The organism is Flexivirga lutea, assembly GCF_054778955.1.
On sequence record NZ_BAAGZB010000003.1, the window covers coordinates 212,851 to 226,722 of the forward strand.

The 13,872-nt window shown below is 70.0% G+C and carries 15 protein-coding genes and 1 tRNA gene; 10 read left to right on the plus strand and 6 right to left on the minus strand.

Translation table 11 applies throughout. The annotated features are described in order from the left end of the window. The first annotated feature begins 7 nt into the window (after positions 1 to 7). The 9 genes from ACYVBN_RS13705 (at position 8) to ACYVBN_RS13745 (ending at position 5,592) form a co-directional block, all read left to right on the plus strand. A complete protein-coding gene (locus tag ACYVBN_RS13705; protein ID WP_460601011.1) occupies positions 8 to 799 on the plus strand; it encodes a DedA family protein in 792 nt (263 codons plus the stop codon). Continuing rightward, on the plus strand, positions 796 to 1,590 hold the full coding sequence (locus ACYVBN_RS13710; RefSeq protein WP_460601012.1) for a sugar nucleotide-binding protein: 795 nt from the start codon (positions 796 to 798) through the stop codon (positions 1,588 to 1,590). The genes ACYVBN_RS13705 and ACYVBN_RS13710 overlap by 4 nt, the downstream gene beginning before the upstream one ends. 158 nt (positions 1,591 to 1,748) lie before the next feature. Then, a complete protein-coding gene (locus ACYVBN_RS13715; RefSeq protein WP_460601013.1) occupies positions 1,749 to 3,041 on the plus strand; it encodes a gamma-glutamyl-phosphate reductase in 1,293 nt (430 codons plus the stop codon). 63 nt (positions 3,042 to 3,104) lie between these two features. Beyond that, complete coding sequence (locus ACYVBN_RS13720; RefSeq protein ID WP_440282421.1) at positions 3,105 to 3,299, plus strand: hypothetical protein; 195 nt, start codon at positions 3,105 to 3,107, stop codon at positions 3,297 to 3,299. A gap of 2 nt (positions 3,300 to 3,301) precedes the next feature. Next, entirely contained in the window at positions 3,302 to 3,904 is a 603-nt protein-coding gene (nadD, locus tag ACYVBN_RS13725) for a nicotinate-nucleotide adenylyltransferase (RefSeq protein WP_440282427.1), read from the plus strand. 2 nt (positions 3,905 to 3,906) lie between these two features. Beyond that, on the plus strand, positions 3,907 to 4,266 hold the full coding sequence (gene rsfS / locus ACYVBN_RS13730) for an RsfS/YbeB/iojap family protein (protein ID WP_460601014.1): 360 nt from the start codon (positions 3,907 to 3,909) through the stop codon (positions 4,264 to 4,266). Then, complete coding sequence (locus ACYVBN_RS13735; protein ID WP_460601015.1) at positions 4,263 to 4,916, plus strand: histidine phosphatase family protein; 654 nt, start codon at positions 4,263 to 4,265, stop codon at positions 4,914 to 4,916. Before rsfS ends, ACYVBN_RS13735 begins: the two co-directional genes overlap by 4 nt. Continuing rightward, positions 4,913 to 5,431 (plus strand): hotdog family protein, encoded by a 519-nt coding sequence (locus ACYVBN_RS13740; protein WP_460601016.1) that lies wholly within the window; start codon positions 4,913 to 4,915, stop codon positions 5,429 to 5,431. The genes ACYVBN_RS13735 and ACYVBN_RS13740 overlap by 4 nt, the downstream gene beginning before the upstream one ends. A gap of 88 nt (positions 5,432 to 5,519) precedes the next feature. After that, positions 5,520 to 5,592, plus strand: a tRNA-Ala gene (locus tag ACYVBN_RS13745). Between the two features lie 61 nt (positions 5,593 to 5,653). Here the strand turns inward: ACYVBN_RS13745 and ACYVBN_RS13750 are convergent. Continuing rightward, entirely contained in the window at positions 5,654 to 6,508 is an 855-nt protein-coding gene (locus tag ACYVBN_RS13750) for a fumarylacetoacetate hydrolase family protein (protein ID WP_460601017.1), read from the minus strand. A gap of 91 nt (positions 6,509 to 6,599) precedes the next feature. Here ACYVBN_RS13750 and ACYVBN_RS13755 point away from each other — a divergent pair, with 91 nt between their 5' ends. Continuing rightward, positions 6,600 to 7,634, plus strand: coding sequence for a hydroxyacid dehydrogenase (locus ACYVBN_RS13755; protein WP_460601018.1), 1,035 nt, complete (start codon positions 6,600 to 6,602; stop codon positions 7,632 to 7,634). Between the two features lie 26 nt (positions 7,635 to 7,660). Here ACYVBN_RS13755 and allB read toward each other — a convergent pair whose 3' ends face one another. The 5 genes from allB to ACYVBN_RS13780 all read right to left on the minus strand — a co-directional run bounded on the left by allB (position 7,661) and on the right by ACYVBN_RS13780 (position 13,870). Further along, complete coding sequence (gene allB / locus ACYVBN_RS13760; protein ID WP_460601173.1) at positions 7,661 to 9,001, minus strand: allantoinase AllB; 1,341 nt, start codon at positions 8,999 to 9,001, stop codon at positions 7,661 to 7,663. A 119-nt stretch (positions 9,002 to 9,120) separates the two neighbouring features. Beyond that, complete coding sequence (locus tag ACYVBN_RS13765) at positions 9,121 to 10,308, minus strand: glycerate kinase (RefSeq protein WP_460601019.1); 1,188 nt, start codon at positions 10,306 to 10,308, stop codon at positions 9,121 to 9,123. A 34-nt stretch (positions 10,309 to 10,342) separates the two neighbouring features. Next, positions 10,343 to 12,121, minus strand: a complete 1,779-nt coding sequence (gene gcl / locus ACYVBN_RS13770) for a glyoxylate carboligase (protein WP_460601020.1) — start codon at positions 12,119 to 12,121, stop codon at positions 10,343 to 10,345. After that, entirely contained in the window at positions 12,118 to 13,038 is a 921-nt protein-coding gene (locus tag ACYVBN_RS13775; protein WP_460601021.1) for an NAD(P)-dependent oxidoreductase, read from the minus strand. Before ACYVBN_RS13775 ends, gcl begins: the two co-directional genes overlap by 4 nt. A 28-nt stretch (positions 13,039 to 13,066) precedes the next feature. Then, on the minus strand, positions 13,067 to 13,870 hold the full coding sequence (locus ACYVBN_RS13780) for a hydroxypyruvate isomerase family protein (RefSeq protein WP_460601022.1): 804 nt from the start codon (positions 13,868 to 13,870) through the stop codon (positions 13,067 to 13,069). Between the last annotated feature and the right edge of the window lie 2 nt (positions 13,871 to 13,872).

Below are 13,872 nucleotides of genomic sequence, written 5' to 3' on the forward strand. Positions count from 1 at the left end.
TGGTGACGTGAGCGACTACAGTCGGCCGATCCCTGCGTCGGAGGCGCAGGCCGAGCAGTTGGCAGCCGCGGCGCAGGAGCAGGAGCCACCCACCAAGGAATGGTGGGACGACCCCCGGATGCCCTGGAAGGGTAAGCCGGGCAGGGCCGACATGTGGTGCATCGGACTGATCATCGCCACCGGCGCCTACGGCCTGTTGACGATCCCGGTGCGGCCGTGGATCCTCGGCAACTTCTCGGCACCGGCACGTGACTACATTTTGGCCTGCTTCAGCGGCTCCAACATCGCCATGGTCGATATCGGTGCGCTGGCCAGGGTCGGACAGCACCAGCCGTTCTGGTGGCTGGCGATCATCGCCGCGTCGCTGACCTCGATCAAGTTCGACTGGTTGTGGTGGTGGGCCGGCCGCCTCTGGGGGCGCGGAGTCATCGACATGATCGCCGCGCGTTCGAAGTGGGCGGCCCGGACGGCGTACTGGGCCGAGAGCATCGCCCGGCGGTTCGGCGGGCCGGCGGTCTTCTTGGTGTGGTTCATCCCGTTGCTGCCCAGCTCCATCGTCTACGCGTTCGTCGGCGACGCCCGCATGTCGTTGCGGCGCTTCCTGCTCATCGACTTCCTCGCCGGGCTGGTCTACCGCGGCCTGTGGATGTATGCCGGCTACCGGATGGGGGAGCCGGCCAAGGATCTGGTCAACCAGTTGGCCAAGTACAGCCTCTACCTGACCATCGGTGGCATCATCATCGTCTTCGTCGGGGTGTACCGGCAGCAGCGCCGTTTCGCGATTTCCCAGCAGCGGTGAGGCTGCTGGTCACGGGCGGCACCGGTTATCTCGGTGCCGAGTTGGTGGCGCAGGCATCGGCCGCCGGTCACGACGTGGTCGCGGTCTCGCGCACCTCCGTTCTTCGCCTCGACATCACAGACTCCGAGCAGTGTCACGCGGTCGTGCGTGAGGTCGCACCGGACGTCGTCATACACACGGCATTCGCCATGGGGGACTGGCGGGTGACGGCTGACGGTGCCGTCCACGTGGCACTCGCGGCCGCTGCGGCCGGCGCGGGCCTGGTCTTCGTCTCGTCTGACGCAATCTTCTCCGGCCGGGCGCCGTCCTACGACGAGCACGCGTCGCCCGACCCCATCACGCCGTATGGCGCCGCCAAGGCCGCCGCCGAGACCGCGATCCGTGCGGTGCTGCCCACCGCGACCATCGCCCGTAGCTCCCGCATCCTCGGCCCGGACTCTTCGATGGAGCGGCTCGTCCACGCCCTCGCCGGGGGTGCCGACGGTGCGCTGTTCGCCGACGAAATCCGTTGCCCGGTGCACCGCGACGATCTGGCCGCCGCGCTGCTTGAGCTGGCCGAGGAGCGACGAGCGGGCACGTTCCACTGCGGCGGCGCCGACGCCGTCAGCCGCGTCGACATGGGTCGGTTGATCGCTCAGCGCGATGGGCTCGAGTTCGACCGCATCCGGATCGGGTCGCGCGCCGAGCTCGGTCCCGACCAGCAACTGGACGTGCGGCTGGACTCGCGGCATACCCAGGAACTTCTGCGCACCCGCCTGCGCGGCGCATCGGAGTTCTTGGCCGACGTCTAATTTTGGGCGCGACTGTCGTCCTTAAATCACCGGTTCTGGCGTGTTTGCGTGATTTTGGCGCGACCGTCGTCCCTAAATCACCGGTGGTGAGGTGCGAGCCCGTTCAAGGCGCAGCACGCGATGACGCATCGCCGGCAGGCGCTCCATATCCTGGAGGCATGACCAGCACGCTCGACCAGCCCGCCCCCACAGCCGCGACGAGCCGCGTCCACGCCGCGGGGGTGGCCGCCAAAGTGGCGTCGAAACAGCTCGCGGTGCTGACCCGCGCCGACAAGGACGCCGCGCTGCACGCCCTCGCCGACGCGCTGCTCGCGGCGACCGACCGCATCGTCGCCGCCAACGAGGCGGACCTCGTGCGCGGCCGGGAGTCCGGCATGGCCGAGGGCCTGCAGGACCGCCTGCGTCTCGCCCCCGAACGGGTGGCCGCGATCGCCGAGGCGCTGCGACAGCTCGCCGGGCTACCGGACCCGGTGGGCGACATCGTGCGCGGTTCCACCCTGGCCAATGGTCTGCAGTTGCGACAGATCCGCGTGCCGATGGGTGTGGTCGGCATGATCTACGAGGCACGGCCCAACGTCACCGTCGACGCCGCGGGCCTCGGCCTCAAGAGTGGCAACGCGATGATCCTGCGCGGTGGCTCGGCAGCGGCTGACACCAACCGGGTCATCGTCGGTGTCCTGCGAGAAGCGCTGGCGCAGCAGGGGATTCCTGCCGACGCCGTGCAGCTGCTGGACGGCGGTCACGAGGACGTCGACGCGCTGATCACCGCCCGCGGACTGGTCGATCTGGTCATTCCGCGAGGCAGTGACCGACTCATCCGGGCCGTCGTGCAGGGTGCGACGGTGCCCGTCATCGAGACCGGGGTCGGCAACTGCCACGTGTATGTCGACGCCGCCGCGGACCTCGATCAGGCAGTGGCGATCGCGGTCAACTCCAAGACCCACCGCCCCAGCGTGTGCAACGCCGCCGAGTCGCTGCTGGTGCACCGCGACATCGCCGACGCCGTGCTGCCCGCGTTGTATGACGCCCTGACCTCCGCCGGCGTCGTGCTGCACACCGACCAGCGCGCCGGGGAGATCGCAGGTCGGCACGGCACGCCATACACACCGGCGACGGAAGAGGACTTCGGGACCGAATACCTCGACCTGCAGTTGAGCGTCGCGGTCGTCGACGACCTGGACGCGGCGATCGCCCACATCGGCCGCTACGGGTCCGGTCACACGGAGGTGATCGTCACCGCGGACCGCGCCGCGGCGCGCCAGTTCGTCGCGCGCGTCGACGCGGCGGTGGTCGCGGTCAACGCGTCGTCGCGGTTCACCGACGGCGGTGAGTTCGGCTTCGGGGCCGAGATCGGCATCTCCACCCAGAAGCTGCACGCTCGCGGCCCGATGGGTCTGCAGGAGCTGACCAGCACCAAATGGGTCGTCGAGGGCGACGGGCAGGTCCGCTAGCGCGACGTCCTCCGGTCGCCCGGCGGTGCGAGAGGCCCGCGTCATACCCGATAAGCTGAGCGCATGAGGTCGTCCCTGGTCCAGCTCGCAACAGATTCCTCCGTGCCCAAGCTGGAGGAGCACCACCTGCCGATGCCGCACATCCTCTACGGCTTGATCGCGTTCGCCGTGTTCCTGCTGCTGCTGGGCATCCTGTGGACCTTCCGCAACACCGCCGCCGACCAGCGCGACGGTGCCGAAGGGGAGAAGGAGCACTGACCATCCGGCTGGGGGTGATGGGCGGCACGTTCGACCCCATCCACCACGGCCACCTGGTTGCAGCCAGTGAGGTGCAGGCCCGTCTCGACCTCGACGAGGTGGTGTTCGTGCCGACCGGGCAGCCGTGGCAGAAGGAAGGCCGCGGTGTCACCTCCGCCGAGCACCGCTACCTCATGACGGTGATCGCGACCGCGTCGAACCCGCGCTTCACCGTCAGCCGGGTCGACATCGACCGGCCCGGTCCCACCTACACCATCGACACGCTGACGGACCTGCGCCGACAGCGCCCGGACGCGGAGCTGTTCTTCATCACCGGCGCCGACGCGCTGGCGCAGATCCTGTCCTGGCGGGGCGTGGACCAGATGTGGCCACTCGCGCAGTTCATCGGGGTGACGCGCCCAGGCCACGTGTTGTCTGACAAGGGGCTGCCGCGCGACCATGTGCGGTTGATGGAAGTGCCTGCCATGGCGATCAGTTCGACCGACTGCCGGCAACGCGTCGTCGACGACGAGCCGGTCTGGTATCTCGTTCCGGACGGCGTCGTGCAGTACATCGGCAAATATCAGCTCTACAAGCCGGAAGCCGGCGCAATGAAGGAGGCGTGAGGGTGACCGCGACCGCACGGGCCATCGACCTGGCCAGGGCCGCAGCCGCCGCGGCGGAGGACAAGCTGGCGACCTCGGTCGTCGCGATCGACGTCAGCGACCAACTGGGGCTGACCGACGTCTTCCTCGTCGTCTCCGGTGAGACCGAACGCCAGGTCTCCGCGATCGTCGACGCCATCGAGGAGCGGCTGCACGAGTTGGGCAGCAAGCCGATCCGGCGGGAGGGCGGCCGCGAGGACCGGTGGGTCCTGATGGACTTCGACGACATCATCGTGCACGTGCAGCACGACGAGGAGCGGGAGTTCTACGCTCTCGAACGCCTCTGGCGCGACTGCCCGACGATCGACCTCACCCAGCAGTGAGCGCACCGGCGCCGCGTCGCTTGCTCGTATGGCGCCACGGTGAGACCACCTACAACGCCGCCGGCAGGTGGCAGGGCCAGTTCGACGCCCCGCTCTCCGAGCGTGGTCGGCGGCAGGCCGCGTATGCCGCGGAATCGCTTGCGCAGCAAGGTGTTTCCCGCATCATCGCATCCGACCTGAGCCGGGCCGCCGACACGGCTCGGGCGCTGGCGTCGGTGAGCGGCATACCGTTGTCCTTCGACCGGCGCTTCCGGGAGGTCGACGTGGGCGGCTGGGCCGAGCTGACCACCGCCGAGATCCGCGACCGCGACGCCGACCTGCTGGACCGCATCAGCGCCGGCGAGGACGTGCCACGTGGCGGCACCGGCGAGACGATGGCCGACGTCGCCCAGCGCACCACCGCGGCAGCCCGCGACGTCATCGCCACGATGACACCGGGGGAGACCGTCGTCGTGGCCACCCACGGCTTCGCCGCACGCGTGTTGTGCGCGTCGCTGTGCGGCATACCGCAGCAGATCGCGTTGCAGTCGTTCCAGGGCATGGGCAACTGCCACTGGGCGCAACTGGCCGAGCACGGGGATCGCTGGCAGATCGCCGGCTGGAACCTGCGACGAGCACCACTCACGACGCAAGGAGCGAGGTCGCGATGAGCGGCACGAAGACCACCGGCGCCACCACGAGGTCGTCCAGATTCGGCGGGCGCCGGACGATCCCACCGCGCTGGCTGGCGCGTGGGATGTCCCTCTACCCGCCGCTGCTCGGCGCCGGCATCCGGGTGCGCGAATTCTCCGACGACTGGACGGTCTGCCGCACTGAGTTGCGCCTCAACCGGTTCAACCGCAACCAGCAGGGGACCGCGTTCGGCGGCTCGATCGGGTCGATGTCGGACGCGTTCTTCGCGCTGCTGCTGTGGAACCAGCTCGGCAAGGGCTACTACGTCTGGGACACGAAGGCGGAGATCGACTACCTCAGCCCCGGCACCTCGACCGTGCACGGGCGCTTCGAAGTGCCCCGTGAGGTGGCCGAGGAGGTGCGGGCCGCGGCCGAGTCCGGGCAGAAGGTGCTGCGCTGGTTCGAGACCGATCTGACGCTCGACGACGGCACCGTCGTGGCGCACGTGCGGCGGCAGGTTTACGTCCGCAAACGGCAGGATCACCGCGGCTGAGCATGCGGCACCGGCCCGATTTGGTGCAGCCGCCTCCGGCTGGCTACAGTATGTCGGTCGCCGGTTCTCCCGGAGGACAACCCACTACGGGGCATTGGCGCAGTTGGTAGCGCGCTTCCATGGCATGGAAGAGGTCAGGGGTTCGAATCCCCTATGCTCCACCCACCAACAGCAAGAGCCCGGCCATCGGCCGGGCTCTTGCTGTTGGTATGACGAGGCGGATCAGGCCTGGTGGAAGACCTGCCGCATCCGTCCGAGTCCCTCGATCTCGGCTTCCACGACGTCACCGGCACGCAGGTAGGGCTTGGGCTCCGGCGCACCCAGGGCGACGCCGGCAGGCGTGCCCGTGCTGATCACGTCGCCGGGGTGCAGCACCATGAACTGGCTGAGGTGGTGCACGAGGGTCGGCACGTCGAAGATCATCTGATCGGTGTTGCCGTCCTGGCGCCCGACACCGTTGACCCACAGTCGGATCCGGGCAGACGACGGATCGAACTCGTCGGGCGTCACCAACCACGGACCGAGCGGATTGAACCCCTCGCAGCTCTTGCCCTTGTCCCACTGACCGCCGCCGCGCTCCAACTGGAACTCGCGCTCGGAGACGTCGTGGGACAGTGCATAGCCGGCGATGTGTTCGGCGGCGTCCGCCGGGGTGCGCAGATAGCGGGCCGTGCTGCCGATGACGACGGCGAGCTCCGCCTCGAAGTCGGTGCTGCTGCTGCCCCGCGGGATCGGCACGGCGTCGTTCGGTCCGACGACGGTCCACGGATCCTTCAGGAAGACGATCGGTTCGGCCGGGATGCCCGCGCCCGTCTCATGCGCGTGGTCGCGGTAGTTGAGACCGATGCAGACCACCTTTCCGGGGCGGGCGACCGGTGGGCCGATGCGCTGGCCGGTCAGGTCGACCGTCGGCAGCGTGCCACCCGCCACCGCGGTCGACAGACGCTCGAGCGAAGCGGCACCGAGGGTGTGGTGGTCCAGGTCCGGCACGACGGACGACAGATCGCACGCCGTGCCGTCGGCCAGTAGGGCGCAGGGCCGTTCAGCGCCCGGCGGGCCGACACGAAGCAACCGCATGGGAACCAACTTCCTGATCCGTCGGATCGATGAGGGAGAGTGAGGAACGACAAGGACGAGTGAGTGTGGTCGACGTGAGGGAGTGTGCTTGATGCCAACTGGGAGTGCCGGTCGGCCGGTGGTGTGTTTCGCGATGGCGGAGGAGTCGCTCCTGGCCGCGTTCGACGCGGCGGCACTGGAGCGGCTGGCCGAGGCGGCGACCGTGGTGCGCGACGAGACCGGCGCACCGCGCGTGCTCCATGACTTCGACTCCGCCACGCAGCCGTGGCTGCCGGAGGTCGAGGTGTTGATCACCGGCTGGGGCGCACCGGTGGTCGACCGGGACGTGCTCCGGCGGCTGCCGCGGTTGCGCGCGGTCGTGCACTCCGCCGGCTCGGTCAAGGGATTCCTGGATCACGCCGTCTGGGACGCCGGTGTCCAGGTCTCGACGGCCGCGGAGGCCAACGCTGTCCCGGTTGCCGAATTCACGCTGGCCACAGTGATTCTGGCCAGTAAGCGGTTCGCCCGACACCAGGCGGCATACCGGGCGAGCGGCCGGAAACGCAGCGGCGACGAGGTGGGGCTGGAGCACGGCAGCTACGGCTGCACCGTCGGCGTGGTCGGCGCATCGCGGATCGGTCGACGGGTGATCGACCTGCTGCGGGCTCTCGACGTCACGGTGCTGGTCAGCGATCCGTTCCTGGACGAGGACGCGGCCCGGCAGGTCGGCGCCGAACTGGTCGAGTTGCCGGACCTGCTGCGGCGCAGCCACATCGTGACGCTGCACGCGCCGGAGACCCCGCAGACCCGTCACCTGATCGACGAGCGGGCGCTGGAGCTCATGCGGGACGGCTCGGTGCTGATCAACACCGCACGCGGCAGCCTCGTCGACACCGCTGCCCTGGAGCGTCATGCCGGGTCCGGACGGCTGGACGCCTACCTGGACGTGACCGACCCGGAGCCGCTGCCGGCCGAGAGCCCGCTGTTCCGGATGCCGAACGTCGTGGTCACCCCGCACATCGCGGGCTCGATGGGCAACGAGGTGCTGCGGCTGGGTCGGACCGCGGTCGAGGAGGTGGAGCGGCTCGCCGCGGGCCGGCCGCTGCGCTTCCCGGTGCGGGCGAGCGACCTGGCCCACATCGCCTGACCCGGTGGCCACCGCGCTGCCCGCCCTCAATCCTTGCCGCGCACGAGCAGCCGGCCGCCCGGTCGCTGCCCGTCGACGTCCTCGCCACGCACCAGGGTGCGCCGGACGACACCGGCCAGACGCCGGCCGTCGTATGCCGACACGGGATTTTTGTGGTGCAACTGTGCCGCGTCCACGACGAACTCCTCCTCCGGCGCGAAGACCGCCAGGTCGGCGTCATACCCGACGGCGAGCTTTCCCTTGCGCTGCAGGCCGATCCGCTCCGCAGGACGCGACGACATCCAGGTGGAGACCGTGGCCAGGTCGATGCCGCGCCGGCGTGCCTCGGTCCACACGGCCGGCAGCGCCACCTGCACCGAGGCGATCCCGCCCCACGCGACGCCGAAGTCGCCCCGCTCGAGATCCTTCAGCTCGACCGTCGACGGGGAGTGGTCGGAGGCGATGTAGTCGATCGTCCCGTCGGCCAGCGCCTGCCACAGCAGATCCCGGTTGGCCGACTCCCGGATCGGCGGACAGCATTTGTATGCCGTACCACCGTTCGGCACGTCCTCGGCGAGCAGCGTCAGGTAGTGCGGGCAGGTCTCCGCGGTGATGTCGATCCCGTCGTCCTTGGCGGCGCGCAGGATCGGCAGTGCGTCGGAGGAGGACAGGTGCAGGATGTGCGCCCGAGCACCGGTGCGCCGGGTGCGCTCGACGACCTCGGCGATCGCGAGGTTCTCCGCCTCGCGCGGCCGGGACGCGAGGAAGTCGGCGAAGCGCCCGCCGTGCGGTTCCGGGGCGTGGGCAATGGATTCGGCATCCTCGGCGTGGACGATCATCAGACCGTCGAACTCCGCCACCGTCGTCAGGTAGTCCTCCAGCGCATCCGGTGTCAGCGGCGGGTATTCGTCCACGCCCGAGTCGAGCAGGAAGCACTTGAAACCGAAGACGCCCGCGTCGTGCAGTGCGCGCAGGTAGTCCCGGTTGCCCGGCACGGCGCCACCCCAGAAGCCGACGTCGACGAAGGTCTGACCGGTGGCGACCAGCTGCTTGAACTCCAGTGCCTCCGGCGTCACGGTCGACGGGATCGAGTTGAGCGGCATGTCGATGACGGTGGTGACGCCGCCGGCGGCGGCGGCCCGGGTAGCCGTGGTGAAGCCCTCCCAGTCGGTGCGGCCCGGCTCGTTGACGTGCACGTGTGCGTCCACCACACCGGGCATGAGCACCTCGTCACTGTCGAGGGTGATCACCCGGGGCGCCTGCAAACCGGTCCCCAGCGGCTCCACCGCGGTGATGCGGCCGCCGGCGATGCCGACCTCGCGCGGCGCCTCACCGTCGGGGGTGAGCACCCGGGCACCGCGGATGACCAGCTCGAGCGCGCCCGGCATGGTCGTCGTCGCGGTGTCGGGCGCGTCGGTCCGCGGATCGCCGTGCGCCGCAAGGTGATCGGCGATCTGCTGGCGCACGGTGTCCGGCTGGTTGACCGGTGCGAGCGAGGTGGTGTCGGTCATCGGCTCTCCTTCGGTAGGTCAGGGCTGAGGACGGCGCGCGACGCAGCCGGAGTCGCCCACCGGCCGATCTGCTGGCCGACCTCGGTCAGCAGTCTCGCAGCACCGGCGATGCTGCGAGCGGGGTCGGGCTCCAGGTCCGTCAGCGCCCATACGGCGTCGAAGCCGCCGCGGTGCGCCTGCTCGTCGGTCAGTTGATTCACCCCGCAGGCGGCGACCACGACCGGCACGCCCGCGGCACGGGCGATGCGCGCCACGCCGACCGGCGTCTTGCCCGCCAGGCTCTGGAGGTCGAGGCTGCCCTCGCCGGTGATCACCAGATCGGCGTCGCGCACCCGGTCGGCCAGGCCGACGAGTTCCGCGACGAGCTCCAGACCCGGCCGCGCGGCCGCGTGCAGCACCGCCAGCGCGGCGAATCCGACCCCGCCGGCCGCTCCGGCGCCGGGTGTCAGTGCGGCCGCGCGGATCCGGTCGCCGTCGGTGGCTGTCAGCACGTCGACGAAGCGGCCGAGCGCCGCGTCGAGCGCGACGACCTGCTGCGGAGCAGCGCCCTTCTGCGGTCCGAAGACCGCGGCGGCGCCGGTGTCGCCCAGCAGCGGGTTGTCGACGTCGACTGCGACCACGATCTCGGTCCGGCCGAGCCGGTCGTCCAGCCCGGAGAGGTCGATGCGGTCCAGACCGGCCAGCGCACCGCCGCCGTCGGGCAGCGACCGGCCGTGCGCGTCGAGCAACTGGACGCCGAGCGCGGCCAGCATGCCGGCGCCACCGTCGGTGCAGGCACTGCCGCCGACACCGAGCACGATCCGGCGGCAACCCGCGTCGAGCGCGGCGCGGATGAGTGCGCCCGTGCCGCGACTGCTGGCCGACATCGGCGCCAACCCGTCCGGCGGCAGCAGCGCCAGTCCGGAGGCGGCCGCCAGTTCGACGACCGCGGTGCCGTCCCGCAGCGCGATGACCGCTTCGACCGGTTCACCCAGCGGTCCGGTCACCGTGTGCCGCGACGCCGTGTGTCCCGCGCGCAGCGCGGCCTCGACGGTGCCGTCGCCGCCGTCCGCCATCGGCACCAGGTCGACATCCACCTCTGCCTCGGCATCGACGACCCGCGCCAGGCCGGCGGCCAGTGCTTCGGCGACGGCGTCGGCGGGTAGCGACCCCTTGAACTTGTCCGGGGCGATGATCACTCGCACTGCAGGCTCCGATCAGCTCCAACTGCCTGGCCGGTCACCCGATCGGCAGGATTGCGGTGGGTGCGTCCGCCGCCGACGTCGCGACCTCCTCGAATTCGGTGACCGCGTCGATGCCCGCAGCACCCATGGAGATGTTAGTGACCCGCTCCATGATGACCTCGACGACGACGGGCACCTTCAACTCGGCCGCCATCGCGCTCGCCTTCCGGAACGCCGCCTCCAGGTCCTCCGGGTGGTGCACGCGAATCGCTTTGCACCCCAGGCCTTCGACGACCTTGAGGTGGTCGACGCCATACCCCTCGACCTCCGGGGAGTTGATGTTCTCGAAGGCGAGCGAGACGTAGTAGTCCATGTCGAAGGCGCGTTGCGACTGGCGGATCAACCCCAGGTAGGAGTTGTTGACCAGCACGTGGACGTAGCCGATGTTGTGCTGTGCACCGGCCGCGAGTTCCTCGATGAGGAACTGGAAGTCGTAGTCGCCGGAGAGGGCGACCACGGGACTGTCCGGATGCGCAGTGGCCACACCGAGCGCGGCCGGCAGCGTCCAGCCCAGTGGACCGGCCTGGCCGCAGTTGATCCAGCGACGCGGACCGAAGACGTGCAGCAGCTGTGCGCCCGCGATCTGCGACAGCCCGATCGTCGAGACGTAGGTCGTCTCGCGGCCGAACGCGGCGTTCATCGCCTCATAGACCCGCTGGGGCTTGATCGGGATGTTGTCGAAGTGAGTCTTGCGCTGCAGCGTCGCCTTACGTTGCTGGCAGTCCTTGGCCCACACGGCGTTGTCCGGCAACGGTCCGTCCGCCTGTCGGCGTCGGGCCTCGACCAGGAACGCGTCGAGGAAGGCGCCCGCGTCCGACACCACCCCGTAGTCGGGGGCGAAGACGCGACCGATCTGGGTCGGCTCGATGTCGACGTGCACGAACGTGCGGCCGTTGCGGTAGACGTCCAGTGCGCCGGTGTGCCGGTTGGCCCACCGATTGCCGATGCCGAGCACGAAGTCGGATGCCAGCAGTGTCTCGTTGCCGTAGCGGTGCGCCGTCTGCAGCCCGACCATGCCCGCATGCAGCGGATGGTCGTCGGGGATCGCGCCCCAACCCATCAGGGTGGGGATGACCGGTATGCCGAGCAACTCGGCCACCTCGACCAGTCGGTCGGACGCATCGGCGTTGATGATGCCACCACCGGCCACCAGCACCGGGCGCTCCGCCGCCAGCAGCAGATCGAAGACCTTCGCCACCTGCGCCGGTGTCGCGGCCGGCCGGGTGACCGGGAGAGGCTCGTAGGTGGCGATGTCGAAGTCGATCTCGGCCCGCTGCACGTCCAGCGGCAGGTCGATCAGCACCGGGCCCGGTCGTCCCTCGCGCATCAGCCAGAACGCCTTGGCGAACGTGCCGGGCACCTGGGCGGCCTCCTTGACGGTGACCGCCCACTTGGTGACGGGTGTGGCGATCGAGGCGATGTCGACGGCCTGGAAGTCCTCCTTGTCGAGCTTGGCGAGCGGCGCCTGACCGGTGATCGCCAGGATCGGCGTCGAGTCCGCGCCCGCCGAGTAGAGGCCGGTGATCATGTCCGTGCCCGCCGGACCGGAGGTGCCCAGGCAGACACCGATGTTGCCGGGTGCTGCACGGGTGTATCCCTCGGCCATGTGCGAGGCCGCCTCGACGTGGCGGGCCAGCACGTGCTGCATGCCGCCGTGCCGGCGCATCGCGGCGTAGAGCGGGTTGATCGCCGCACCGGGAAGACCGAAAGTCTGTGTCGCACCTTCCTTTTCCATGATCAGGACGGCTGCGTCAACTGCCTGCATGCGCGTCATTTCGCGTCACCTTCGTTCGTGTTGCTGCGGCCCGACAACTGCTCGACCAGGAGCAGCAGCGCGGAGTGGTCGAGGCCGCCGTGGCCCAGGTTGCGCAGGTCCTGCACGAGCTGGGCGGTCTGCGCGCCGAGGGGTATGGCGACCCCGGCGGCGCGCGCGGAGTCCAGGACGATGCCCATGTCCTTGTGGTGCAGGTCGATGCGGAAGCCGGGCTGGAACTCGCGCTTGATCATCGAGGCGGCCTTGCGGTCCAGGATCCGGTTGCCGGCGAGTCCACCGGCGAGCACCTCGACGGCCGCCGTCGTGTCGACGTCGTACGCCTCCAGGAAGACCAGCGCCTCGGCGACCAGCTCGATGGTGCCCGCCACGATCAGCTGGTTGGCGGCCTTGACCGTCTGTCCCGAGCCGCTCGGACCGACATGGACCACGGTGCTGCCGACGGTCTCCAGGACCTGGCGCACTGCCTCGAGGTCGGCAGCGTCGCCGCCGACCATGATCGACAGCGTGCCCTCGACGGCACCGGCCTCACCACCGGACACCGGCCCGTCCAGCGGCTTCAGGCCGGCGGCCCTCGCTTCGTCGGCGACCTTGCGGGCGATGTCCGGCCGGATCGTCGAGCAGTCGACCCAGATGGCGCCCTGCTTGGCGGAGGCGATCAGGCCGGGCTCGTCCTCGGTGCCGCGCGCGACGGCGGCGACGTCGGGGGAGTCGGGCACCATGGTGAGGATGACGTCGGCCTCACGGACCGCCTCGGCGACCGAGGACGCGCCCTTGCCGCCGGCCGCGACGAGCGTGTCGATGGGCTCCTGGCTGCGGTTGTAGCCGGTCACCTGGTAGCCGGCCTTGACCAGGTTGGCTGCCATGGGCGCGCCCATGATGCCCAGGCCGATGACGGCGACCGATGTGGTGTTGCTCATGAATGGCTCCTTCGAAAAAGTATGGCGATCAAGCGGTTTCGGCGTCGGTTCGGGCTGAGTTGTGCCAGGCGAAGGGGTCGCTGTCGCCGGCGAGGTATTCCAGGCCGATAGGCCCGTCGTAACCCCCCTGCTGTGCGGCTGCGATCCACTCCTGCAGTGGCAGCTCTCCGGTGCCCGGTGCTCCGCGGCCGGGGGAGTCGGCGATCTGGATGTGGCCGAAGTCCTCGGCGTGGTTGGCGATGACCTTCGCGACGTCGTCGCCGTTGACCACCAGGTGGTAGAAGTCGGCGAGCAGGCGGACGTTGCCGACCTCCAGCGAGTCGATGACGGCGAGCGCGTCGGCAGCCGTCTTCAACGGGTATCCCGGCGCACCGGAGACCGGTTCGAGCAGGACCGTGCCGCCGATCTCCGCGACCGCGTTCGCGGCATACGTCAGGTTGTCGCGGGCGGTGGCGGCCTCGGTGTGGGCGTCACGGCCGTCGGCGTGCAGGCCGTAGAGCGCGTTGAAGTGCTTGCAGCCCAGCCGCTTACCGATCTCGACCACAATGGCGACATTCGCGCGGAACTCGTCCCGGCGCTCCGGGTCGTTGACCACTCCGCGCTCGCCGGCCGGCATGTCACCGGCGAAGAAGTTGAGCCCGGTGAGTTGCACGCCGGCGTCCTCGACGGCCTGCACGAACTCCTCGACCTGCGCCGCCGACGGGGTGGCGGTCTCCGGCCAGGGCCACCAGAACTCGACGGCGTCGAAGCCGGCCTCCCGGGCCGCGGCCGGCCGCTCGAGCAAGGGGTGGTCGGTCAGCAGGATCGAGGCGTTCACGGTGTGCCGAGTCATGC